This is a genomic window from Dehalococcoides mccartyi (assembly GCF_001889305.1).
In the GTDB taxonomy this organism is placed as follows: Bacteria; Chloroflexota; Dehalococcoidia; order Dehalococcoidales; family Dehalococcoidaceae; genus Dehalococcoides; species Dehalococcoides mccartyi_A.
In genome coordinates this window covers 1,149,096-1,172,549 of sequence record NZ_CP013074.1, presented here as the reverse complement: position 1 = coordinate 1,172,549, position 23,454 = coordinate 1,149,096, and the positions used below count along the sequence as shown (strand labels likewise).

General features: G+C 45.0%; 31 protein-coding genes. 8 read left to right on the top strand and 23 right to left on the bottom strand.

Features of this window, described 5'->3' with window-relative positions; genetic code table 11:
• Positions 1-3: 3 nt before the first annotated feature.
• From argH to ASJ33_RS06420, 9 genes are all read right to left on the bottom strand, one after another.
• Positions 4-1,389 (bottom strand): argininosuccinate lyase, encoded by a 1,386-nt coding sequence (argH, locus tag ASJ33_RS06460; RefSeq protein WP_041331207.1) that lies wholly within the window; start codon positions 1,387-1,389, stop codon positions 4-6.
• Positions 1,390-2,610 carry an argininosuccinate synthase gene (locus tag ASJ33_RS06455; RefSeq protein ID WP_041331205.1) on the bottom strand — a complete coding sequence of 407 codons (1,221 nt, stop codon included), beginning with the start codon at positions 2,608-2,610 and terminating at the stop codon, positions 1,390-1,392.
• Positions 2,611-2,672: 62 nt separating this feature from the next.
• Entirely contained in the window at positions 2,673-3,563 is an 891-nt protein-coding gene (locus tag ASJ33_RS06450; protein ID WP_023652581.1) for a hypothetical protein, read from the bottom strand.
• Positions 3,564-3,569: 6 nt separating this feature from the next.
• Positions 3,570-4,766 (bottom strand): acetylornithine transaminase, encoded by a 1,197-nt coding sequence (locus tag ASJ33_RS06445; RefSeq protein WP_041331203.1) that lies wholly within the window; start codon positions 4,764-4,766, stop codon positions 3,570-3,572.
• A gap of 73 nt (positions 4,767-4,839) precedes the next feature.
• Positions 4,840-5,658, bottom strand: a complete 819-nt coding sequence (argB, locus tag ASJ33_RS06440) for an acetylglutamate kinase (RefSeq protein ID WP_041331201.1) — start codon at positions 5,656-5,658, stop codon at positions 4,840-4,842.
• A gap of 6 nt (positions 5,659-5,664) precedes the next feature.
• On the bottom strand, positions 5,665-6,882 hold the full coding sequence (gene argJ / locus ASJ33_RS06435; protein ID WP_041331200.1) for a bifunctional glutamate N-acetyltransferase/amino-acid acetyltransferase ArgJ: 1,218 nt from the start codon (positions 6,880-6,882) through the stop codon (positions 5,665-5,667).
• 90 nt (positions 6,883-6,972) lie between these two features.
• Positions 6,973-8,049, bottom strand: a complete 1,077-nt coding sequence (locus ASJ33_RS06430; protein ID WP_012882304.1) for a type IV pilus twitching motility protein PilT — start codon at positions 8,047-8,049, stop codon at positions 6,973-6,975.
• A gap of 225 nt (positions 8,050-8,274) precedes the next feature.
• The gene (locus ASJ33_RS06425) at positions 8,275-8,475 is read right to left on the bottom strand and encodes a hypothetical protein (RefSeq protein ID WP_012882303.1); all 201 of its coding nucleotides are present in this window, start codon (positions 8,473-8,475) and stop codon (positions 8,275-8,277) included.
• A gap of 155 nt (positions 8,476-8,630) precedes the next feature.
• Positions 8,631-8,858 (bottom strand): hypothetical protein, encoded by a 228-nt coding sequence (locus ASJ33_RS06420; protein WP_023652576.1) that lies wholly within the window; start codon positions 8,856-8,858, stop codon positions 8,631-8,633.
• Between the two features lie 122 nt (positions 8,859-8,980).
• Here ASJ33_RS06420 and ASJ33_RS06415 point away from each other — a divergent pair, with 122 nt between their 5' ends.
• Positions 8,981-9,541, top strand: a complete 561-nt coding sequence (locus ASJ33_RS06415; RefSeq protein ID WP_023652575.1) for a flavodoxin family protein — start codon at positions 8,981-8,983, stop codon at positions 9,539-9,541.
• Positions 9,542-9,553: 12 nt separating this feature from the next.
• Here ASJ33_RS06415 and ASJ33_RS06410 read toward each other — a convergent pair whose 3' ends face one another.
• The 3 genes from ASJ33_RS06410 to ASJ33_RS06400 all read right to left on the bottom strand — a co-directional run bounded on the left by ASJ33_RS06410 (position 9,554) and on the right by ASJ33_RS06400 (position 10,856).
• Positions 9,554-9,748, bottom strand: a complete 195-nt coding sequence (locus ASJ33_RS06410) for a YgaP family membrane protein (protein WP_041331198.1) — start codon at positions 9,746-9,748, stop codon at positions 9,554-9,556.
• A gap of 143 nt (positions 9,749-9,891) precedes the next feature.
• Positions 9,892-10,557 (bottom strand): SdpI family protein, encoded by a 666-nt coding sequence (locus ASJ33_RS06405; RefSeq protein ID WP_041331197.1) that lies wholly within the window; start codon positions 10,555-10,557, stop codon positions 9,892-9,894.
• A complete protein-coding gene (locus ASJ33_RS06400) occupies positions 10,557-10,856 on the bottom strand; it encodes an autorepressor SdpR family transcription factor (RefSeq protein WP_023652572.1) in 300 nt (99 codons plus the stop codon). Before ASJ33_RS06400 ends, ASJ33_RS06405 begins: the two co-directional genes overlap by 1 nt.
• Positions 10,857-11,124: 268 nt before the next feature.
• Between ASJ33_RS06400 and ASJ33_RS06395 the strand changes: the two genes are divergently transcribed.
• From ASJ33_RS06395 to msrA, 5 genes are all read left to right on the top strand, one after another.
• The gene (locus ASJ33_RS06395; protein WP_023652571.1) at positions 11,125-11,592 is read left to right on the top strand and encodes a hypothetical protein; all 468 of its coding nucleotides are present in this window, start codon (positions 11,125-11,127) and stop codon (positions 11,590-11,592) included.
• An 18-nt stretch (positions 11,593-11,610) separates the two neighbouring features.
• Positions 11,611-11,943, top strand: a complete 333-nt coding sequence (locus tag ASJ33_RS06390) for a TfoX/Sxy family protein (protein WP_023652570.1) — start codon at positions 11,611-11,613, stop codon at positions 11,941-11,943.
• Positions 11,944-12,231: 288 nt separating this feature from the next.
• Positions 12,232-12,804 carry a flavodoxin family protein gene (locus ASJ33_RS06385; RefSeq protein ID WP_023652569.1) on the top strand — a complete coding sequence of 191 codons (573 nt, stop codon included), beginning with the start codon at positions 12,232-12,234 and terminating at the stop codon, positions 12,802-12,804.
• Between the two features lie 131 nt (positions 12,805-12,935).
• On the top strand, positions 12,936-13,310 hold the full coding sequence (locus tag ASJ33_RS06380) for a methionine-R-sulfoxide reductase (RefSeq protein ID WP_041331193.1): 375 nt from the start codon (positions 12,936-12,938) through the stop codon (positions 13,308-13,310).
• A complete protein-coding gene (gene msrA / locus ASJ33_RS06375) occupies positions 13,307-13,843 on the top strand; it encodes a peptide-methionine (S)-S-oxide reductase MsrA (RefSeq protein ID WP_041331192.1) in 537 nt (178 codons plus the stop codon). The genes ASJ33_RS06380 and msrA overlap by 4 nt, the downstream gene beginning before the upstream one ends.
• A 19-nt stretch (positions 13,844-13,862) precedes the next feature.
• On the opposite strand, the gene arsB is transcribed toward msrA, so the two are convergent.
• The 4 genes from arsB to purU form a co-directional block, all read right to left on the bottom strand.
• Entirely contained in the window at positions 13,863-14,927 is a 1,065-nt protein-coding gene (gene arsB, locus ASJ33_RS06370; protein WP_041331190.1) for an ACR3 family arsenite efflux transporter, read from the bottom strand.
• A gap of 236 nt (positions 14,928-15,163) precedes the next feature.
• Positions 15,164-15,793, bottom strand: coding sequence for a peptidylprolyl isomerase (locus tag ASJ33_RS06365; RefSeq protein ID WP_041331188.1), 630 nt, complete (start codon positions 15,791-15,793; stop codon positions 15,164-15,166).
• Between the two features lie 180 nt (positions 15,794-15,973).
• Positions 15,974-16,792, bottom strand: coding sequence for a hypothetical protein (locus ASJ33_RS06360; protein WP_041331186.1), 819 nt, complete (start codon positions 16,790-16,792; stop codon positions 15,974-15,976).
• 188 nt (positions 16,793-16,980) lie between these two features.
• A complete protein-coding gene (gene purU / locus ASJ33_RS06355) occupies positions 16,981-17,835 on the bottom strand; it encodes a formyltetrahydrofolate deformylase (protein ID WP_023652563.1) in 855 nt (284 codons plus the stop codon).
• A gap of 393 nt (positions 17,836-18,228) precedes the next feature.
• Between purU and ASJ33_RS06350 the strand changes: the two genes are divergently transcribed.
• Positions 18,229-18,438 (top strand): hypothetical protein, encoded by a 210-nt coding sequence (locus tag ASJ33_RS06350; RefSeq protein WP_041331185.1) that lies wholly within the window; start codon positions 18,229-18,231, stop codon positions 18,436-18,438.
• A gap of 113 nt (positions 18,439-18,551) precedes the next feature.
• On the opposite strand, the gene ASJ33_RS06345 is transcribed toward ASJ33_RS06350, so the two are convergent.
• Both ASJ33_RS06345 and ASJ33_RS06340 read right to left on the bottom strand, forming a co-directional pair.
• Entirely contained in the window at positions 18,552-18,806 is a 255-nt protein-coding gene (locus ASJ33_RS06345) for a Smr/MutS family protein (RefSeq protein ID WP_012882287.1), read from the bottom strand.
• 171 nt (positions 18,807-18,977) lie between these two features.
• A complete protein-coding gene (locus ASJ33_RS06340; protein WP_023652562.1) occupies positions 18,978-19,340 on the bottom strand; it encodes an iron chaperone in 363 nt (120 codons plus the stop codon).
• Between the two features lie 828 nt (positions 19,341-20,168).
• Between ASJ33_RS06340 and ASJ33_RS06335 the strand changes: the two genes are divergently transcribed.
• A complete protein-coding gene (locus tag ASJ33_RS06335; RefSeq protein WP_041331179.1) occupies positions 20,169-20,927 on the top strand; it encodes a LamG domain-containing protein in 759 nt (252 codons plus the stop codon).
• Positions 20,928-20,998: 71 nt separating this feature from the next.
• Here ASJ33_RS06335 and ASJ33_RS08440 read toward each other — a convergent pair whose 3' ends face one another.
• The 5 genes from ASJ33_RS08440 to ASJ33_RS06315 form a co-directional block, all read right to left on the bottom strand.
• Positions 20,999-21,139 carry a hypothetical protein gene (locus tag ASJ33_RS08440; RefSeq protein WP_023652557.1) on the bottom strand — a complete coding sequence of 47 codons (141 nt, stop codon included), beginning with the start codon at positions 21,137-21,139 and terminating at the stop codon, positions 20,999-21,001.
• A 154-nt stretch (positions 21,140-21,293) separates the two neighbouring features.
• The gene (locus ASJ33_RS06330) at positions 21,294-21,779 is read right to left on the bottom strand and encodes a hypothetical protein (RefSeq protein WP_023652555.1); all 486 of its coding nucleotides are present in this window, start codon (positions 21,777-21,779) and stop codon (positions 21,294-21,296) included.
• A 27-nt stretch (positions 21,780-21,806) separates the two neighbouring features.
• On the bottom strand, positions 21,807-22,217 hold the full coding sequence (locus ASJ33_RS06325; protein WP_172644174.1) for a hypothetical protein: 411 nt from the start codon (positions 22,215-22,217) through the stop codon (positions 21,807-21,809).
• 107 nt (positions 22,218-22,324) lie between these two features.
• Entirely contained in the window at positions 22,325-22,513 is a 189-nt protein-coding gene (locus ASJ33_RS06320) for a PLDc N-terminal domain-containing protein (RefSeq protein WP_012882280.1), read from the bottom strand.
• A 120-nt stretch (positions 22,514-22,633) separates the two neighbouring features.
• Positions 22,634-23,305: a hypothetical protein gene (locus ASJ33_RS06315; protein WP_041331178.1), complete on the bottom strand. Its 672-nt coding sequence runs from the start codon at positions 23,303-23,305 to the stop codon at positions 22,634-22,636.
• Positions 23,306-23,454 lie beyond the last annotated feature (149 nt).

Sequence of the window (23,454 nt, the reverse complement as noted above, 5' to 3'; positions counted from 1 at the left end):
CATTTAGTTTTTAATTCCAGCTTCAGCCAGTATTTTCTTAGCCCAGGCAATTGCCCGGGCTATTTGTTTTGGGGCAGTTCCGCCGGTCAGGTTGCGGGCGTTTAAAGCAGACTTTATATCTACTGTATAAATATCGTTTCCAAACAGGTTTGAAAATTGGCGGTATTCTTCAAGGCTCAGCTCACCAAAGGTTTTATTTTGGGAGATGGCGTAGCTCACCAGACGGGCTACAATGCCGTGTGAATTACGGAAACTTTCACCTTTACCCACCAGATAATCAGCAATATCAGTTGCCAGCACATACCCTTTTTCCAAAGCACGGAGCATGCGTTCAGGTTTAAACGTGGCGGTTTTTATCATGCCTGCAAATACCTCAAGGCTGTCACCCAGGGTATCCACGCAGTCAAACAGAGGTTCTTTATCTTCCTGAAGGTCACGGTTGTATGACAGTGGCAGTCCCTTCATGATAGTCAGCATGGTATTTAGAGAGCCGTATACCCGCCCGGTCTTGCCGCGGCAAAGCTCAGCCACGTCAGGGTTTTTCTTCTGGGGCATAATGCTTGAGCCGGTGGTATAGGCATCATCAAGCTCTACAAAGGCATATTCCGCCGAAGACCATATCACCATTTCTTCACTCAGTCTGGAGAGGTGCATCTGGCAGATGGCGGCGTCTGAAAGGTATTCCAGTACAAAATCCCGCTCTGAAACGGCATCCAGCGAGTTCTGGCTGATAGCGGTAAAACCCAGTTCTTTTGCTACCATCTCGCGGTCAAGCGGATAAGGTACGCCAGCCAAAGCCCCGCTGCCCAGAGGCATCACATCTGAGCGTTTTTTCGCGTCTGTAAAACGCCCGCAGTCACGCTCCAGCATTTCAAAATAAGCCAGCAGGTGGTGCGAAAGAAGCACCGGCTGGGCTACCTGCAAATGGGTATAACCGGGCAAAGCGGTTTGCTGGTGGGCTTCCGCCTGTTTCAGCAAAGCCCCCTGAAGAGTGCGTATTTTATTGATAGTACTGGTACAGGTGTTTTTTACAAACAGGTGTACATCGGTAGCTACCTGGTCATTCCGGCTGCGGGCGGTGTGCAATCTGCCGGCCGCCTCGCCGATAAGTTCAAAAAGCCGCCCCTCTATGGCCATATGGATATCTTCCATTTCGGGTTTAAACACAAAACTGCCGGTTTCAATCTCGGTCAGAATATCCGAAAGCCCGTTTATGATGGACTGGCTGTCCTCAGCGGAAATAATGCCCTGCTTACCCAGCATGCGGGCATGGGCGGTTGAGCATTTTATATCTTCCTGGTATAAACGCCAGTCAAACGGCAGTGAGGTGGTATATCTGACCACCAGTTCATCTGCCGGTTTTGAAAAGCGGCTGCGGATATGGCTCATCTAGGATTCATTCCCCTTTTCTTCTTCCAGAATAGGCTGGAGCTGGGCCTGCAGTTTGGCCTGAAGTCCCCACAGGGTTATGAAACCCACTGCCGAAGACGGGTCAAACTGGTCTCCCTTATCATAGGTGGCCATGCCCTTGTGGTACAGTGAATAGGGGGATTTGCGTCCCACTACCCGGAAGCTGCCCTTGGAAAGCTTTAAGCGAACTGTGCCGCTGACAAAGCGCTGGCTGGAGTCTATAAAGGCGTCCAAATCCTGCCGCAGGGCAGAGAACCACAGCCCGTTATAAATAATATCCGAATAGGTGGCTTCCACCATCTGCTTAAAGCGTAACTGGCTCTTGGAAAGGGTCATGGCTTCCAGAGCCTGGTGGGCGGCAATCAGCACCACCGCCGCAGGGGCTTCATAAATCTCGCGGGATTTAATGCCTACCAGACGGTTTTCCACATGGTCAATACGGCCTACCCCATGCAGACCGGCAATATCATGCACTTTCTGTATAAGTGCCATAGGAGACAGCTTTTCCCCGTTTACGGCTACCGGCACACCCTGTTCAAACTCTACTTCCAGGTATTCCGGTGCGTCCGGGGTTGCTTCTACCGGGCGGGTCCAGGCAAATACTTCGGGAATAGGCTCGTTCCAGGGGTCTTCCAGCAGACCGCACTCTATACTCCGCCCCCACAGGTTTTCATCTATGGAGAAAGGGTTTTTGACTGAAATAGGTACGGGAATACCCCATTTCTGGGCGTATTCCATAGTCTGCTCACGGGTCATGCCCCACTGGCGGGCGGGGGCAATAATCTTCAAATGGGGGGCAAGGGTGTTTATGCCCACATCAAAACGTACCTGGTCATTGCCTTTGCCGGTACAGCCATGGGCAATGGCGGTAGCCCCTTCCTCAAGGGCTATATCTACCATAACCTTGGCAATCAGGGGGCGGGCAAGAGCGGTTGCCAGAGGATAGACACCCTCGTACATGGAGTTGGCCTTGATAGCCTTCCAGATATAATCTTCGGCAAATTCTTTACGCACATCCCGTACATAGGCCTTTTTAGCGCCTACTTTGAGGGCTTTTTCCTTTATCAGGGTGAAATCTTTTTCATTACCCACATCTATAGTAACGGCAATAACATCCATGCCGTATTTTTCCTGAAGCCATTTCACAGCGGCTGAGGTATCCAACCCGCCGGAGTATGCCAGAACAACTTTTTCAGACATAAGAACCTTCCTTAAATAATTGATTTATTATCTACTAACCTTTGGCTGAAGTCCAGTTATTTTTACGGTTTTAACTTATTTGTTAAAAAATTTGTTATCTGTTTCTTTACTTCTGCATGTTCCCACGAATATTCATGTCCGGGAGCACCTATATACAAAAGCACGTTGCCGGGGCTTTTAGGTGAGCGCCCGAAGAGTGCCATAAAATTGGCGGAGAGTATGGTTTTTATATCCCCGTAACTGAACGAATCCGGCACCAGCCCGTTGCTTCGCATCAGCAGACGTCTTTCATGGTCAAACCCTTTGTGCCAGACGGGCGGTCCGGTTTCAATACTGACTACTCTGGGGTTTTCCTTCAGGAACATCAGGGTATTATTAGCTGAAACACTGCCGTTGCTTTCACTGCCCAGCACTATTTTTAGGGCAGGCAGGTAATCTAGCAGGAAAGTCAGTTTGGATGAAAGCTCTTTAGCTTTGCTGATAGAATGACTGCTTGATGCCAGTACTTCGCTGAATTTTCCGGTCAGACTGTGGGCAGTACGCTGATAATCAAGCACCAGTGTATTTAGTCCCCAGCTTCGGGTGAGCTCTCTTATACCCACTGTTATGCTTTCCCAACCTTTGGAGGCGGATAGTTTGGCATAACCATAACCGCCGGGGTTAAAAAGAAGCAGCAAATCAGTATTTTTCAATGTCAAATAGGCAGCCAGCAAGTTCTTCCGGTATTCGGATTGTTTGGCAGGATTATCCGGGAAAAACTGGATTGCCAGTTTGGCCGCTTCTGCATCTATTTTATCAGGTACTGCGGACAGGTCATCTTCGCTTAGTTTTGCACCGGAGCTGCTGCGGAATATCCCCGGAACAGGCAGAGGGTCCGCAAGCAAAAGTATGCCAGCCCCTACTGCCAGAAGGACAACAATACCCAAAATAATCTTCAGTATACCCCAGTCCATCAGCTTTTAGACTCCGGAATTTTCATAGCGGGTGAGAACACGCTCCAGTTTAGATAGTGCCTCATCTATATCTGCTTGGGTAATATTCAGCGAAGGCATAAAACGCAGGGCATTGGGCTTAACCGCATTCAGCAGCAGCCCTTCTTCCAGGCAACTTTCCTCTATTTCTTTAGCAATATCGGTATTGAAGCCCAGTGCCATCAGCAGACCACAACCGCGGTAACCCTGTATCAGGCGGTGCTTTGCTTTAAGTTTTTCAAACCCTTTGGCAAGGTAACTGCCCATAATACCGGCATGTTCGGAAATATGATTATCCAGAATAAATTTCATCGTGGCATATCCGGCGGCACAGGCCAGTGGGTTACCCCCGAAAGTAGAGCCATGCTCCCCTTTGGCAAAGACCGAGGCATTCTCCTTGGCCATAAATGCACCTATTGGTACCCCGGAAGCCAGCCCTTTGGCAAGGGTAATTATATCCGGCTCAATACCGGAATGCTCATAAGCAAATAGTTTGCCGGTACGGCCGATACCGGTCTGGATTTCATCCAGTATTAAAAGTATGCCGGTTTCGTCACATATCTGACGGACAGCCTTCAGATAACCGGAATCCGGCACGTTTACCCCGCTTTCACCTTGTATGGGTTCAAGCATAACGGCACAGGTTTTGTCTGTGATAGCCGCTTTTATAGCCTGAGGGTTATTGTACTCTACGTTTATAAAACCGGTTGGCAAAGGAGTATAAGGCTCCTGGTACTTGCTCTGGCCGGAGGCCGAAACCATGGCCAGTGTCCGCCCGTGAAAAGAACCGGTGGCGGTAATTACTTCGTAAGCCCCTTTGAGTTTGAGCTTGCCGTAGCGGCGGGCAAGTTTGACTGCACCTTCGGTAGCTTCGGTGCCGCTGTTGCAAAAGAAAATACGGTCCAGCACACTGTTATCAACCAGCAGTTGGGCCAGTTTAAGCTGGGGAATAGTATAGAAATTGTTGGAAGTCTGGATGAGGATGCCAGCCTGCTCTGAGACAGCTTTGACTACTGCCGGGTGGCAGTGCCCCAGGCTGTTTACCGCCCAACCGGCTACAAAATCCAGATATTCCTTGCCTGCATCATCCCAGACCTTAACCCCTTGGCCTTTCACAATAGTGATGGGTGCGCGGTAAAAAGTCTGCATGTAATATTTATGTTCAAGCTCTTGCCAGTTATCCATTTTAACCTCTTTTATTAATAGTATTATCACCTCTGTTCGGGAGGTAATCTGCTGGGTTAACAGGTTACTATGTCTAACTGCGCCTGAGATGCTGACCGATCACGGTAGTACCGCAATTGCCCTCGGTGAATTCCCGCACCAGCATATGGGGTTTTCTGCCGTCTATTATACAGGCAGAACAACCTGCCAGAGTAGCCTTAAGGCAGGAACGGAGTTTAGGTATCATACCGCCTGAGGCTGTACCCGAAGAGAGCAGTTCTGCGGCGTGGTCTGCACTTATTTCGCCTAGGGCTTCGCCGTTCTTGCCCTTTACAGCCGGGACATCTGTCATAAACACAAGCCGTTCAGCCTGAAGTGCGGCTGCAATTTCTCCGGCTACCGGGTCACCGTTTATATTCAGTATACGGCGGCTGCCGGATGGGCGGTTTGTCTGGTGAAAACTGACCGGCGATATTACCGGAGTAATATTTGCATCTAATAGGGTGGTGATAAGTTCGGTATTTATCTTTATCACATCCCCCAGATAACCGGTTTCGGTTGCCCGCATTTGACCGGTTACGGTAGCGGCGTCTACCCCTGATATGCCGGCGGCTTGTATACCCATATCAAGCAGGGCGGCTACAATTTCCTTGTTTACTAGTCCTGCCAGAATGGCGGCAACTACATCCAGAGTAGTCTCATCTGTCACTCGTTCGCCGTTTACAAGGCGTGTTTCCAGTCCCAGCTTGGCAGACCAGGCACTAACCGTGCTGGCACCGCCGTGGATAAGCACCGGCTTCAGTCCCAGCTGTTTCAGGGTGGCAATATCTTTTAGGGAGGTATCCTTTGAGTCCAGGACTGAACCCCCCAGCTTTATTACTGCTATTTGGTTACTTGGTTGGGGCATTTTCATCTCGGTTTAAGTAGTATAATCCGCATTTATTTTTACATATTCGGCTGAAAGGTCACAGCCCCAGGCTGTAGCCTTGCCTTCGCCCAGGTTCAGGTTTAACTTTATGATAACCTCTACCTGCTTCAGCCACGAAGAGAGTTCTTTTTCGTCTACACCTGTCCGCTGGCCTTTTTGGAGTACAGGGCTTTCTCCAAGAGAAAGGTCTACCCGGTCTATATCAAAATCAGCCCCGGCCCGTCCGGCAGCTGCCAGTATTCGCCCCCAGTTAGGGTCCGCACCATGAACGGCAGTTTTCACCAGTGGTGAGCCGGCCACCGTGCGGGCAATCAGTTTGGCATCTTCCAGGCTGGCTGCGCCCTCCACCTGTATTTCAATCAATCGTTTGGCACCTTCACCGTCTCTGGCAATGCTTTTGGCCAGAGATTGGCAGACAATTCTAAGCGCTTGCTGGAATACCAGTGAATACTCGGTATCTCCGGCAAAAGTGGGGTTTTCGGCCTGCCCGTTTGCCAGCATAAAAAGGCTGTCATTGGTAGAGGTATCCCCGTCAACAGTTATCATATTGAAGCTGACATCAGCCGCTTCCTTAAGGGCAAACTGTAAAAAATCTTTGCTTACGGCGGCATCTGTAGTTATAAAACCCAGCATGGTAGCCATATTGGGGTGAATCATGCCTGCTCCCTTGGCAGCCCCGGCTATATAAAACTGGAAACCCTCTATATTTACCCGTACCGCAATCTCTTTGGTATGGGTGTCAGTGGTCATAATAGCCCGTGCAAAATCATGCCCGTTGCGCTGGGAAAGGCCTATCAGGCGGACATTTTCCTTTATTTTATCTATAGGCAGGCGGTGTCCAATAACTCCGGTGGAAGCTATAAGCACATCTTTGGGTTGCATATTCAAGGTGTCGGCTGTGGTCTTTACCATTTCAACAGCATCCGCCATACCGGCATCGCCTGTGCCTGCATTTGCACAGCCGCTGTTGACTACAATAGCCCGGTTATCGGAAAAGCTCAGATTGTGTTCTGAAATATACACCGGGGCAGCTCGGAATTTGTTGGCGGTAAATATGCCTGCGGCTGTGCAGGGTGTGTCTGAATACAAAATGGCCAGATCCAAGTTGTTCTTGGATTTTTTCTTGATTCCGGCATAAATAGTACCGGCTTTAAAACCTTTGGGTGTGGTAATGCTGCCGTCAGGCAAAATATCTATACTACTTTTCATAGCATTAGAATATACCACTTCCCAACTCAGAGGGCAATTTGAATAAGCGGTTATTCAAGGTAAATTTGTATCATGGGCAAAGCTTTATTTTCAGGAACCGTGAGATATATTGGATAAGGCTTTGCGCAGTCTTTCAGGATTACTGCTTTTTAAAATTGCGTTTTCTACGCTTACTAACCCTTCTTTTGCCAGACGGGTTAGTTCATTATCCAACGTCTGCATGCCGTCATTTTTACCCAGTTGCATCACAGTCAGCAGTTCAAATGTTTTACCTTCGCGGATAAGGTTGCGGGCGGCATTGTTGGCCACCAGTATTTCAAAAGCGGCCACACGGCCTTTGTTATCAATACGGGGGATAAGTGTCTGGGAAACAATGGCTTCAATTACCTGGGAAAGCTGAAGACGTATTTGCTGCTGCTGGGAAGGCGGGAACATATCTATCAGACGGTCTACTGTCTGCGGGGCGTCTGTAGTGTGGAGCGTGCCTATTACCAGATGGCCTGTTTCGGCGGCGGCAATAGCAGTGGATATGGTTTCCAGGTCTCTCATTTCGCCAATCACTATTACATTCGGGTCATGGCGGAGGGCGTGTTTTAATGCTATTGCAAAAGAGCGGGTGTCTCCCCCAAGCTCACGCTGGGATATAATGCATTCATTATCGTGAAAAAGATATTCTATGGGGTCTTCGATAGTGATTACATTGCATCTGCGGCAATGGTTCAGATGTTCTATCATGGCGGCTTGGGTAGTAGATTTGCCGCTGCCGGTAGGGCCGGTAACCAGCAGCAGCCCGCGCGGGCGGATAATCAGGCTTTTAAGAATAACAGGCAGATTAAGCTCGTCTATATTACGGATAACAAAGGGGACTACCCTGAATGCCAGACTCAGGCTGCCCCTCTGGCGGAGTACATTTACCCTAAAGCGGGCCAGATTGGTGACGGAATAAACAAAATCCAGTTCATTTTCAGCGGCAAACGTTTCCTGTTGGTGAGGGTTGGTAATGGACAGAAAAATGTGTTCGGCATCTTCCGGCGTAATCGGCGGATACTGCGTTTGGCGTATCAGGTCTCCGTTTATCCGCAGGACAGGTGAAGTGGGTGCTTTGATATGTAAATCTGAAGCATCTTTGTCCACTACCAGTTTCAGAAGCTCATATACCTCTATCAAGGCCGCACCTCTCTAAAATGCAGATAAGCATAATGTGTGATATATAACAGATGAATAACTTATTATATGTATAATAGCTTATAATGCACATATGTCAATAGAAGTTGCATTAAAGCAGTTTCTAAAGGCAGGCGCAGGGCTGAAACAAGATGTGTATTGTCCCAACAGACAGTTACAGCCGCACTTTTATTGTTTACTCAGTGCAGGTATGGTTTTGATAGCCTGTTAAATATGATTGCGTGTTTGGACAGCTTTGCGGATGTTCAAAAATTCCTCCCGGACGGGTGAATCCAGCCAAATCTGGGAAAGGCTGCTGCGTTGCCCGGTTAGCCATAGGTACAGGTCATCTCTGGTCATGGTTCGGCTGCACCAGAGGCATTTATAAACCCCGCTCTCCTGTTTTACCCATTCATGGGTATGTCCCATAAACGTCTCCTTTTAAGACAGGGCTGTATAAATGTATTTTATTTTATATTCAGCGGGATTGCTATTAGTGCTAATACGTAATTTGCCCAAGACACAAGGGGAAAATGGTACTGTCCTGTCAGGCAATCTGTATCCGGTCAGGTCGGCTATCCGTTTTAGTCCTGCTTAAAACAACTGTGGCAATAAATGCGGATATTTTCAGCAGTATCAGCTGCGGCTCCGGTCAGGTAAATCACCTTCCAGCCGTCAATGCGGGGTTTATCTTTGTTTTCGTAGACAAGTTTGCGGCTACAGCGTATATAAGTATGGGCATGAGACTGGTCTTTGCATTCGCATTTGCCGCCGCATCTTTGCCATGCTTGTTCAACTACGCTGCTATACATATTCACCTCATAAAATACCGGACATATAATAATCAGCCGAAGCAAAATATTTGTCAAGATGTATAGTCGGTTTAGGCAGTATAGGGTATTATGATATATATCGTTTATAAAAGGGGTTTGTTATGAAAGTTCTGGCCGTAATGGGCAGTCCGCGTTCTCAGGGAAACACAGCGTTTTTGCTTGATGAAGTTCTTTCTGAGCTAGAAAAAGAGGGCATTGAGACCCGAAAAATAGATATCAGCCAGGCAAATATCAAACCCTGTCTGGGACATGACAATTGTGCCGGATATAAAAGATGCCCCCAAAATGATGATATGGATGCCATTTTTAATGAGATGCGCGAAGCAGACGGCTTTATTGTGGCTACTCCAGTTTATTATTACAACGTGACGGCTCAGCTCAAAGCCTTTATAGACCGCCATTATTTTCTGTACAAGCATGATATATCATTGGAATTTAAAGCTGTAGGGGTGGTGATACTGGCCGAAGAACAGGGGTTGGATGATACCTTGAACACTCTGGTGCAGTATCTGGACAGCAGCTTTAAAGTAAAAGCCCATGAACTGGTAGTCTTGACTGGTTATGCTGCCCGTGAGGGAGATGCAAAAACCAACACCGAATTAATCAGCCTTGCCCGGGATATGGGGCAGACACTGGCAGCTTCCCTAAAGGGTGTATCCTGACAAATTTACCGGTTATTTGTTGGTGTTTATCTTAAAGGGTATGTAAAGCAGGCAGGTGCCCACCAGCGAAGTTACAATAAATATTGCCGCTACTATATAAAGTAATACCGACCAGCCGCCTGTGGTTACGAAAACGGCAAGTGCCAGAGCGATGATGCCAAGAATAATGCGTATAGTGCGGTCAGCTTTGCTCATGTTCTTCGGCATGTTTGTACTCCTTGACGATATTTGTTACCTATTTTACTCTTCGTACGATTAAGGGCAATACGTATATATACGTAATAAATTCATTCCGGAGTGCCGGCGGTTTTTCACCTCAGCAACAAATGGCCGAAACTATATTTGTAAACCTAAAATCGGGAAGTTCTGGCGTCAGGGTCTTTCTTCCATATCAGGTAGGAGTAAATAAATAAACCTATCACACCCAAAAGCAGGCCGGCTATGCTGGCAATCATCAGCCATGTAAAGCTGGTAATGCCTGCCAGTATCATGAGCAAACCCGCACCTACAAATATTTTGCCGCCCAGACGGTGGGTTTTATCCCACGACAGGTCACTGGTAAGAGTCCAGGCAGTGCGTATGCCTACAAACCATGTGGGACGCAGTTTGCCGAACATATTTCCCAGCAGTGCCAGCAGCAGTCCCACCATTACCAGTATAAAGGTGCTGGTATTGGCAACAATTCCGTAAGCATAAAGTATAGTTATGCCGTAAATACCCCCGAAGAAGACTGTTATTAGGCGGATAAACATGCTGTACACTTTTTCAAACTTCAGGTAGTTGGCCTTGCGGGGGTCAAGATATGGCAGATATATCAAAAGCAGGAATATGCCGAGGCTTATTAAGGGCATAAGAAGCAACCCTTCAAACTTGCCGCCGTAGCGGTCAACAGTACCGTCAATTTCCCAGTGGACCGGCAGCAAATCAGGGGAGTTTGGCCAGGTAATCAGCCCTGTTATAAACATTGCCAGTATAATCAGTAAACTCAGGCGGTGCTCTTTCCAGTTTATGTGCATTATGACCCTTCCTGCTTTATATTACGGAGGTTTGGTTTATCTTTTTTAAATATTTCCATCATTAGGTTCAGCGTTTCTTCCAGTACCGAGGTATTCAGGCTGTAGAATATATGGTTGCCTTTTTTCTCTTCCCGTATCAGTCCGGCTTCTTTGAGTAATTTAAAATGCCCCGAGAGGGTGGATAGTGCCAGATCAAATTCGCGGCTTATTTCGCCGGCACTTAAAGGGGCATCACCGAGGAGTTTAAGTATCTGTCTTCGGTTCGGGTCTGATAAGGCTTTGAATACTAGATTGTCCACCAGCCGCACTCCCCAAAAAGTATTTCGGTATATGCCGAAATAGTATATAGGCGATAGCAGTTATTTGTCAAAGAAGGCCAGATTAAAAGTCATTAGTTCTGTTTCCAATTACAAAAAATGTAACCTGAGCGGGAGGGTAAAATGAGGGTTGCAAGTGGTTCTAAACCTATTGGTAAAAGGGGTTCAGTAAGTGTAAGTTTTTTAAATTAGAGCTATAATTAATCACTTGGCAAAGGCTTAAAAAGGGTGTTCAAGGAGGGGAGTTTATATGTTTTCCAAAGAGTGGTTTATTTACGTAATCGGCCGCTGGTTGCTGCTTTCCGGTATTGCCGGTGCCCTTATCCAGTTTGTTTTTGCGGATAAATTGGGCATAGCCACTATTCCCGCCTTCCTTTTAAACCAGTTTGTATTGGCCTGCGTTTTCTGGTACGTGGACAAGTATATATTCCAGAGGCATTTTAACAGGGTTAAAGAGGTTTTTAAGTTTCCCCGGGTTAAGGGTAATTTTACTCTTGACCACCAGTATAAAAAGATATCTGAAGAATATACCGAATTTGCACAGGCATATTCCCAAAATCCCGAAGACCATCAAAAATGGCTGCACCAGTTTTTAGATTTGAATCATGCTGTTGAAATGACTGAGCGGGTTCTGCGGGAAAAAGGGGTCAGTGTAGATCAGGAATACTACAATATTGTCCAGCAGAACAAGGCTCGCGGCCTGTATGAAAAAGTCTGATTGTCAGGAAAGGACAAGATGATGAGAGCCACAAAGGAATTTTTGCAGTCAGTTATGGATAAACTTTCCTCCTTACCCGCACTTGACAGCCGGGCCATGTTCGGCGGTTACGGCATATATTCCGGAGGGTTTATGTTCGGACTGCTGGCAGATGAAAACAGTTTATATTTCAAGGCCGGTGAGACCAATCTGGCTGATTACCAGTTATATGCTAGTCACCAGTTTAAGCCTATGCCGTATTGGGAGGTACCTGCAGATGTATTTGAAGATGATGCTTTGTTTTTAAAATGGGCGGAGCGTTCGGTTACACAAGCCAGGCTGATGGCTTCCAAAAAGGCTTCCAAAAAGTAATATCCTTTATAGTGCGGAAAAACGGATAATAAAAGGGGTTGAGTAAATTCAACCCCCTTAAGATTTTGGTACATAGTATATCTGGAATTGGCCTTCCCCTTTATAAGAAAAGTGTAAGTTATTGGCTGAAAATATCTTGGGGATACAGATAAAGTGAGCTTTACAGGTTTTGACAACTATCTCAATTCAAATGGTATATTAGAGAAACGGGTATCAAACGGCAGAATTACAGGCTGTTTCTTATATATATGCGTTGAAAAATAACCAGTAATTAGGGAGATTTATAGCATGAAAGTAGTGGCCTTTAATGGCAGTCCGCGTGAGCAGGGCAATACCCGACGTGGTTTGGAAATAGTGCTGGCGGAACTGGAGAAAGAGGGTATCCAGACTGAACTTATCCAGCTGGGCGGCAAGAGAGTATTCGGCTGTCTGGCATGCAACCAGTGCAAAGTAAACAAAAATCTGCGTTGTGCCCGCAGTGATGATGAAATGAATACTTTTATCGCTAAAATGTTTGAGGCAGACGGCATTATAATAGGTTCACCTACATATTTCAGCAATGTTAGCACGGAGGTTAAGGCCCTTATTGACCGGGCAGGGGTGGTAGCCAGAGCCAATAACCATGTGCTGAAGGGGAAAGTAGGTGTGCCGCTGGTTGCTGCCAGACGGGCGGGCGCTACCTTTGTTTATTCGGCTATTAATTTCTTTTTTGGTATCAACCAGATGGTAATCCCGGGTTCCAGCTATTGGAATCTGACCCTTGGTGGGGCGCCGGGTGATATTGAAAAAGATGAAGAAGGTAAAAACACCTTTATCTTGCTGGGTAAAAATATGGCTGGGTTACTGAAAAAACTGAATTAAGGTTTATAAACACTATCTTCTGATGGGGCTGTTCTTTAAAGGACAGCCCTGTTGTTTTTCAAAAAATGTATTGTGTTTTGCCCTTTTGCTTATTATGCTAAAAGTATAAAGGCATAAAAGGAATAAAACATATGGAATATAATAAACTGAGTCCCGAAGAAGAAGCAGTTATAGTCCGTAAGGGAACCGAACCAGCCTTTAGCGGTGAGTATGAAAATCTGTTTAAAGATGGTAAATACGTCTGCCGGCGGTGTAACGCGCCTCTTTATTCCTCCAAGGATAAGTTTCATTCAGGTTGCGGTTGGCCCAGCTTTGATGATGAATTGCCGGGTGCGGTTAAGCGCCAGCCAGACCCTGACGGGCGGCGTACTGAAATACTGTGTGCTGCCTGCGGCGGGCATTTGGGGCATGTATTTAAAGGGGAGAGTTTTACCCCCAAAAATACCCGTCATTGTGTAAATTCGCTTTCAATCAAGTTTGTGCCCGAGACCGGCGGCGGCAAGTGACTGAAACAGCCATATTCGGTGGGGGGTGCTTCTGGTGCATGGAGGCGGTATTTAGCAGCCTTCCGGGTGTGACGAAGGTTGAGCCCGGCTATGCAGGCGGCTATTTGCCGAATCCTACTTACCGTCAGGTCTGCAGCGGAGACACCGGACATGCCGAGGTTATCCGATTAAAATTTAACTCCGCCGTGGTATCATATGCGGCTTTGCTGGATATCTTTTTCCAAATGCATGACCCTACAACCCCAAACAGGCAGGGTGACGATATAGGTACACAGTACCGTTCTGTTATTTTTTATACTACGCCTGCCCAGAAGACACAGGCGGAAGCAGCAATAGCAACTCTTGATGAAAGTGCCGTCTTTCCCAAGCGGATAGTGACCGAGGTATTGCCCCTCTCAAATTTTTATGTGGCTGAAGACTATCACCGAAATTATTACGCCTCAAATTCCAACCAGCCTTACTGCCGCTTTGTTATCCAGCCGAAACTTGCCAAGCTGAAAGAATATTTACCTAAACTGCGGAAGATAACATAATTTAAAATAGCCGGACTTTTCAGGCAGAAGGTGCTTCGGGAAAGAACTTCCTTTTCAGCCGCAAGGAAGCGTTTACGAGTAAAATCAGGGCTGGTACCTCTATAAGCGGACCGATAACAGATGCAAAGGCTTCGCCGGAATTTAAACCGAACAAGGCAATAGCTACTGCAATGGCCAGTTCAAAATCATTGGAACTGGCGGTGAATGCTACTGCGGCTGTTTTAGGGTAACCGGCATTAAGTTTTTTACTGATAAAGAATGCCCCGAACCACATTATGCCGAAATATAAAACCAGCGGGATAGCTATCCGGAGTACATGCAGAGGCAGTTCAACAATGTATTCTCCCTTCAGAGAAAACATGATTACAATAGTGAATAAGAGGGCAACAGGAGTAATCAGACTGAATTTGGGGATGAAACGATTTTCAAACCAGTCTTTACCTTTAAGTGCCAACAGGCTGTAACGGGTAATAACTCCCAGCAAAAATGGTATCCCCAGATAAATGAAAACAGTTTTAGCCGCCTGAGCTATAGAGAGTTCAATATCCAGCCCGTCTGCCAGCCCCATTTTACCTAACAGGAAGGTAATAAAGAAATATATATAAACCGAGTAAAATAGTACCTGGAAAACAGCATTTATCCCTACCAGACCCACTGCATACTCACGGTCACCTTTTGCAAGCTCATTCCAGACAATTACCATGGCGATGCATCTGGCTAGACCCACCATAATAATGCCAATCATGTATTCGGGATAATCACGCAGAAATAGGAGTGCCAGCCCGAACATAAGCAAAGGTCCGATTACCCAGTTTAAAAGCAAAGAAAAGCTGAGGAATTTCAAGTCTTTGAAAACCAGAGGGATTTTTTCATATCTGACTCTGGTCAGAGGTGGGTACATCATAAGGATCAGGCCTATAGCAATAGGTATGGAGGTAGTGCCTATTTGAAAGGAAGTGATAATATCTGAAGTCTGTGGGGCAAAATACCCCAGCCCGATGCCGGCAAGCATAGCCAGAAATATCCAGAGTGTCAAAAACCGGTCAATCAAGGGCAGTTTATTTGTTATTCCGCTTGATGGCAAAAGTTTGTCACCTTGTTTAGAATATTGGCTTAAATATAATGAACAATTAGATATTAGTCAACTATCTTTGGAAAAGACTAGCTGCCTTCCCTGTTGCAGGATTAAACCTGATATATTAATTGTGTTTTTCGGTTTGTATCAGGCGTTGTGTTTGGTGCAGAAAATTCTGCTCATAAAAAGGGCGGCTCTTTATAAGCCGCCCTTCGGTTTTAATTTTTACCTATGTAAAGGCCGTTTTAGCCTTCGGTTATGGTTATCTTTATAATTTTAGGGGGATTGGATGGAGTGCTGACCTCACCATAGCTGTTACCTATCACCGGCACGGATGCCAGCTTGGTAATCACATCCATTCCTTCAATTACCCTGCCAAACTGGGTGTAGTTGGGCTGGTAGTTCAGGTTTTTTGCCTGTGCGCCGGTGCAAATAAAGAACTGGCTGCCGTTGGTATTGGGGCCTGCGTTTGCCATGGCAACTATGCCGGGATCATACGAGTGTTTCACCGGCAGTTCGTCAGCAAAGCGGTAACCCGGACCGCCTCTGCCGGTACCTGTCTGGTCACCTGTCTGAATCATAAATTCTTTTATTATGCGGTGGAAAATTACCCCGTTGTAGTAGTTTTCCTTGGCTAGAAATACAAAATTATTTACGGTTTTGGGAGATTCAGAGGCAAATAGCTCAATTTTAAAAGTCCCTAGTGTAGTTTCAACAGTTGCATAATACTGCTTGGCAGGGTCTATTTGCATGGCGGGGGCGGTAGTCCATGACATGGGTGTCACTTCGGGTACGGCATCTCCGCCGTTGCAACTGCCGGCAAACAGGGTTACGGGGAACAGTGTAGCCAGAATAAGGGCTTTAGTGGATTTCATTAGTTTACCTTTCTGATATGAATTATAGTGCAGGCTGTTTTAAAAAAATGGTACTTGTCCATGGTATCAGAAAAATCCGTGTTTTTCCAACTGCTGTTTTGTATTTTATATTTGAAAACAGGTTGGCTGCATAGAAAAGGGCGGCATCACAGCCGCCCCTTTTAGTTTTAGGCTTGAGTATTAGTCAAACGGTTTTTCCAGGAAAATTGCAATGTTGTCATTGTAAATCAATACCTGAAAGTCAAAGCCGCGTACTACACCAGAAAGAGTGGTGCAGGTACTATCCGAATTTATAGTTTCAGCATATTCAGCCATATTCTGCAGCCGGGCGCGGTAGTATTCCACTGCGGCTTGTCTGCCGCCGCTGAAATTATAGTGATTGGTGTACTGAAGTTCACCGTCTCCGTTGCTCCGGCAGGCTACGTCATGGTATCGCTGCTGGGTAAGGTTAAAAACGGGGAATACATCTGACGGGAAATCCCCCCAAAGGGGATGTTTGGTATAAAAATTATCAGGCATATCAGCTGCCAGGTAAATCAGATTACGGCTGCCTTCTTCTACAATTCTGGCGGTAAAGTGATAATCATTTATATCAGTGTCCACGTCATAAAAGCTGGAGGGGTTCAGGCTTCCGGCAAGCCCGGCATAATAAGCTACAATCTCAGCTTTGGGTTTTTCGCTGTAGTAAACAACGTTGTAAGTACATACATATCCCGGGTTCATATTAAAGCCGGGGAAAAACACATCTAAATTGCAGGAGCTTATGGCCTTGCTCTCATAAAGCGGCCACATCTGCTCAGGGTATCCTTGCAGCAGGTACCCCTCATACTGGGAATAGGGGTCATATACAGGCGGCGGATTGGAAGAATTATTGGAGTTGTCATCTGGGGGGGGATTAGATGGGTTGCTGTCAGGGTCATTTCCTCCGCCACAGGCGGAAAGTACCAAAAGCAGGGAAACAAGGCTCATAAAGGCAATACGTCTGAGGCATTTTTTCACAAACTATCCCTCTTAAAAAATATTGGCAGTTTGGAATGTATGCGGGAGAGCACCTTTAAGGCACTTTGGATCAATTGGCCAAACCAACCTAAGTAAGTATAACAAAACCTTACCAGAAATATAAAGCATCAGGCGGCATTTTGAGGTACGTCTTAAGCCGGTTTTAGATTTTCTCCGGTTGGCAATCCCTAGAGAATGATAGTACGGTTATTATGTACGAAGATACGGTGGTCTAAAAACACCTTCATTGCCTGTGAAAGCACCAGTTTTTCAATATCCCTGCCTTTTACCATAAGGTCTTCTACGCTATCCTCATGGCTTATGGGCATGGTGGACTGGCAGATTATAGGGCCTTTGTCCAGATTGTTATTTACAAAATGAGCGGTAGCACCCACCAGCTTTACTCCGCGTTCGATAGCCTGATGGTAAGGACGTGCCCCCTCAAAGGCCGGCAAAAAAGAGTGGTGAATATTTATTATCCTGTTTTCAAAACGGGCTACAAATTCAGGTGAAAGTACCTGCATATATCTGGCCAGTATCATGAAATCTATATTGTATTCGGAAATCAGCCGTGTCTGCTCATTTTCCGCCTCAAGTTTATTATCGGGAGCAACCTTTACTACTTTATAATCAATGCCGAATAAGTCGGCTATTTGCTTTAAGTCTGGATGGTTACTGATAATCAGAGGGATGTCACACTTCAGTTCCCCGGCTTTGTATCTAAGCATTATATCCCACAGACAATGGTCATATTTAGATACGAATATAGCTAGGCGGGGCTTCCTGTCGGAGTAGAATATCTGCCAGTTGTCAGCATAATTGTATTCCAGTCCCATAGCCGCAATCTCGGCTTCCATCTGTTCACGGCTTAGTGAAAAGGCAAAGATATCCCATTCCAAACGCATAAAAAAGGTGTTTGACGGGTGGTCTACAAACTCGTCCAAAGTGATGATATTGCCGTTATTACGGCAAATAAAGCTTGAAATGCTGGAAATGATGCCTTTTTTATCTGTGCAGTGAATTTTAAGTATAGCGCTGGACATATTATTTCTCTTTTTAAAAAGTTATTACATACTCTACCAGTTATTTAGTGTCAAAACAATCAGTTTAGCTATGATTTTTGGGGCAAATTCTGTAACGTTTATAAAAAATTATTCGCTTTAAAAATAATTGTTTGAGTTCTTTGGAAAAATGTATGTAATAAAAATCATCGCGGGGTTGTAAAAAAACAGAAAAATTATCCGGTTTTTATCTGCCATTATTGGAAGCGGCATTTCTTGCGGTAGCTGTATACCGTTTAGCTTTGTTAAATTTCCGATTGATCTGATATTAGCCTTGACTGGGGAAAATACGGATAAGCCATCTACGCTGGAGATATAAGTTTTATATGTAGTGAACTAAAAATTAAATGGATAGGGAGAATTAAGAACAAAACGATGCAAGATTTAAAAGCTGTCTTGCCCTCGGACTTTATTGTTCAGTCTGATAGGGCTGTTTATGAGGCTAATGGTGTCTTCCCTGCAGGGGTTATTGCTGGCATAACCAAGATGCTGGAAAAGTATAATAACAAAGACTTGAGCCAGCGTTTTTTTAATAAAAATGACGAGATTAAGAAGTTGGTTGACGGATTTTTCAACTTTGCTTAGGGTTTAAGTATGTTTTTCAAATTATGAAATACAAAAGGAGGGCTTTTGCCCTCCTTGCCATAACAAAACTTTTCGGATAGGTATGTGAGAAAAGAGATAAGCGTTATTTTTAGCTAAAACTTGAAGTGGACAAAGACCCGCCCGAAATTTTTATCGTCTTTTTCCAGCCTGTGATAGAGTTTTTTAATATCCGGCTGAGCTAAGAATCTGAGGACGTGCTTTTTAAGCTGGCCGGAACCCTTGCCGGGAATAATTTCCACCGGGCTGATTTTCTTTTCAACCGCTTGGTTCATTACCCTGTGCAGTTCGGCTTCTATCTGGCCGCCTTTGTTGTATATATCATGCAAATCTAAAACCAGTTTGGCCATTTCTTCTTACCGTTCATATATTTGGTGGGCAGAGTGTATGCCGGATATGTGCATCATAAACTAAATGTCACCATTTGCCAAATACTAGGGGTTTTGGCGCACAAAAGATGGAGGATGGAGGGTACTTCGGGTTTATATATGACAGGGGCAAAGCATTTAGAAGTAACATGGTTAAATTCTTTTTGCGGACACCTCGTTTACTCGGAAGGTCACTATCTTTTTTATCAGAGAAAAAGGTATAGGCTCGTTAAGTGGGAATCTGACAGTGCCTTTAGATATTTCGTAGGGTGCCAGTTCCTTTTCAAAAGCCTGTATGCCTGAGGAAGTAGGGAAAAAGCTGATATGGTTTTTGAAAGCTCCGAAATGCACCAGGTTGCCATTTAGTTTAAAAGTGGGTATGCCGTAGCTGATAGTTTCAGTGGCTTGGGGGGCCTGTTCGCGGATAACTTGCCTTAACTCCTTAAGAATAGCCTGTACATTTTCCGGAAACCCCTGAATATAGTTATCTATGCTTTTAGCTGGTGTATTTCGCATTTATTAATCCTGTTTTATCGGATTCCAGTAGCATAATTACAACTTATTGTAAGGCTAAAACAAATCAGCTTCAATATAGTATTTTGGATATGCATTTAGATAGGGCTTAACCTGACTATCGAAGACCCCCGCAGTTCTATGCTCAAATTTTATTGCCAGTCCATGGGTATCCGGTGCTTGATTAATGTTTTCCATACCAGCCCTGTTTTTGATTGTTAATCCGCACAGGTATGAAGAGGTGAAACCAGACAGTCTAGTTTGATAGATTTGCCCTTTAGCGGCATGATTGATAATAGATGCTTTTAGATGTTTTATTGAAATGGGCATTGGCAAAGAGATAGGCGTGAGTAACGGCCTGCCAAAACCCTGTGGGATTTTTTCGAATAACAGTCATTCGTTTGCTTCAAAAATATCCGAAATTTGTTCTAGACTTGGCAGGGGTATGCTTTTTTGCCTATGCCGGTAATGCTAAGTTTGCCGCTTTAAGGCAGGGTATCTAAAAGGTCAGCCGCGTTTAAAACTTTTACGCATCTCGAATTCTATGGTTCCGGTGTAAACAGATGTGCGGGAGCGGGCATATTATTTAAATTAACGGGTGCGGCCGGATCTAACTCAGGCATATTCCGCTGTACCATTTGGCGGGTATCAGCCTTACCAAGAAATCGGCAGGATTGAATAATGTAACGACAAAGCGGGAGCAACAAGCTTTCCGTTACCTGCATAGTATATCTTTGCGGATAAAAATACGGGGATTGTATTTACCAATCTGCGGGGTTAAAATCTTATCAATTGAGCAGGTATCTTCGTAATTGCATTAGGAGGTTTGCCATGTTTCGAAGCCGTAAGGCACTTTCCCTGGTTTCTTTTGTCATGGCGGCAGTAATGCTGGGCGGGTGCAATACTGCACCGGCTGCCGGAGATAACATACCGGTTAACTCTCCCTCCAGCCAAAATACAGAAGTTCTGGAAGGGCTGGTAACCATGTGGCATATGGACGAGGGTACGGGAAATACCATTTATGATTCTGCCTCCAGTCATAATGACGGCGTAATAAGCGGTGCTAGCTGGGTTACAGGCAAAAAAGGTTATGCCTTAAGTTTTAATGGAGTGGACAACTGGGTGACGGTGGCTCAGACGTTTATATTTCACCAATCCGCCGAGGCTACTATCTCATTCTGGATTAACCCGTCAGATACCACTCACCGGCCTGTTTTCTGGACGCGAAGTGACAATGAAGACTCAAACAGGTTTCATGTCTTTTCCGGCTGGGATAATCAAGCCCTTTTTGGTTTTGACTACCGCTCTGCGGACAGTGAGTTGCACGAATTTGGAGAAATTGATGTTCCTTTAAACCAGTGGACTCATATTGCAATTATCCGTTCCGGCAATGATTACAGTATTTACCGTAACGGCCAGTTAGTAAGTCAGGTAACAGATACTTCTCCTGCTCTGCCCACCTATGAAGGCAGCTGGTTTATAGGACGAAGGAATTTTACCGAAACTTTGTACAAAGGTTTGATTGATGAAATAGCTATTTATAACCGTGCTCTTTCACCTGCGGAAATACTGACTATTTATCAAGGGTAAGATATTACAATTTAACTGTAAAATAGCTTGTGATAAGCACTTGGCGGCAATCCATATTTGGTTGTTTTGCTTTACTTTTTTCTGGCAATTGCCAAAGTAATAATACCTAAAATACCTATGCCTATGGCAGGGCCGGTTGTGTTGTCTGAAAGGAATGTCCATACGGCAAATGCTATGCAAAGCAATCCGACGATCATCCGGTCTTTTCGCATGTTTTAGTCCTTCCGTTCGCATTGGCTACAGATGCCAAAGGTAGTGTAATAATAAACACTTCTAAAACTGGTTGCAATATATTCGGAGAAAACCCGAGCCATTTATTTGTGCTTGAGCTTACCGATGTATTCCCCTGCGGTGTATCTTAGAATATTAACTGGAAATATTGCGATTTTCAAAATACCCTCTTATTTTAGCGGTAATAGCCTCTTCGAGCGGCTGGCAGGCGGGATAGTTGATTTGTAAATAAATGCAGTTAAAACTGCTGGTTAGTTCCATTACGCAATCGGTTATGATTACCCCTTCGGTGCTGGTTGAAGAAACAGACGACCAGAATTTGCCCCGGCATATCTCTTCATCGTCAATCCTGATAATAAAATCTTTGGAATAAAGCCCGTTTGAAAGCTTGGGTATATCACTGTAACCCAAATATGCATTCCACTTTTCAATTCCCGATTTACTAAGTATCAGGGCGCATTCGGTGCAGTTGAAACCTGAAATATCCTGGTCAGTAAGCAATACTTTGGCGCTGTCCATCAGGACAAGCCTGAAACCGCATTGTCCGGTTGACAAACAACCGGTTAGCGGCTGCACCAGCAGGCAGATAGTGATAAATAGCGCCAGAAATTTTGCATTCATGAGATGCACCTTTTTGACATATTGATTTTATAATACTCTGTCATATCTGAAATAGTAATACCACACTGTTCCCTTATGGGAAATGAGCAGGACTTTTAGTGCGATTGCCTCTTCCGGTTCTACCCCATCTATTGCATAAATAACAGGATTGGCACTGCCATTGGTATCCGGAGACGAAAAGTTGCTAGCTGTATAATCAGTAGCTGTATTTGTTGCCGTGTCATAAATCCCTATGGGGTGCAAATCAGCAGGTGTTTGCTGTTTGGCTATTATTTCACCTGATTTACGGTATAAATGCCCGCAATAAGTAATTTCTGAAAAAACCGGAGCTGCTCCCCATAATGCTTCGTCACTATCACACCCGGCAAAACTTATCATGGGGAATGCCAGTACGCCACATAATACTACAAGAACCGCTCTATTTTTTATTCTGGACATTTTATAGTTTTTAATCCCGTCTGCCTATGTTTTATATAGTTACTCCGGATTTTACTTTGTCTCGCCACCCGGTGAGCGAAAGTGAATTTTAAGGGTAGATATAAAACTCACTTTCTCACTATAAGGTAAATTGTCGGCCCCAGCATGGGGAAGAAGAACGTGAAGACTCCCCAAAAGAATATATATGTTTTTCTGTAGCTGCGTTTTATTGCATCCTTCACAACAAATACAGTTAAGGTACTGCAAAAGATAAGCCATAAGATAAATGCGGGACTAAGTATTATAAGCTTCGGCATAAGCTACTCTTTCCAGGTATTTTACGGCTTGTTAAACACAAAATTTAAGCATTCCAAACCTATATATTAATTTTTCTCTGCGTTTCAGAGGAAAAGGCTGGGGTAAAAATATAAATGTCGTTAAGATATAGACGATGCCCTGTCATTCCACCCTTCAAATGTTAACGCTGCATGATTGGAATCTGCGGGCATGGTAAAGCTGTTGCCCTGAAAACCGGAATATTCCCAGAGTGTAACCGGTGCCGTGCTGCAAATTTTGGCGGAAGATATGTAATCATCCCACCCCAGTGATGCCAGATTGGATAACTGTATAAACGGGGCAAGCTGCATAAGTTCGCCTGAGTACATCCAGTCTTTAAAAAGTTCGCTTTGATCAAACCTCAGGTTTTGTATACTGCCATTAAATGGCAGGTCATATATTTTCCCGTATTCCGCTTCAAGAAATGTTTCCATGGCTTTGGCATCGGTAAAAGCGTACAGTGCTCCTGTTTTATCAGTGGTAAAATGGAGTTGCTGCCCATTAAAAAGGGTGATTTCTTCCGCTCTGTACCATGTGCCATCTACATTCACAGGGCATTGGGGTATAACTTGGATAATTTTGGCTTCTTCTTCTGCGGACATCGGGTACATGGCTACTATTTCCGAGGGACTAAGTGGGGTTTTAAAGGTGCTATCAAGAGTACCCTGATTTGGGAAATATTTGTTTACGGGTTCTATTGCAGAAACTGTGGTCATTTCCGGCAGAATAGATATAACGATTGCAAGTAATATCGAAAACACTACTTTAGTCATAATCACTCCTCAGAGCTTTTGAATACAGCCTAGCATATGAAAATGAACACCAGATGAACAACAGATGATTATCAGATGACCATTGAGGGTAAAATAGTGCTATTATTAGGGATTATGGATAGAGAATAGATAAAGGGTTTTGTTAATTG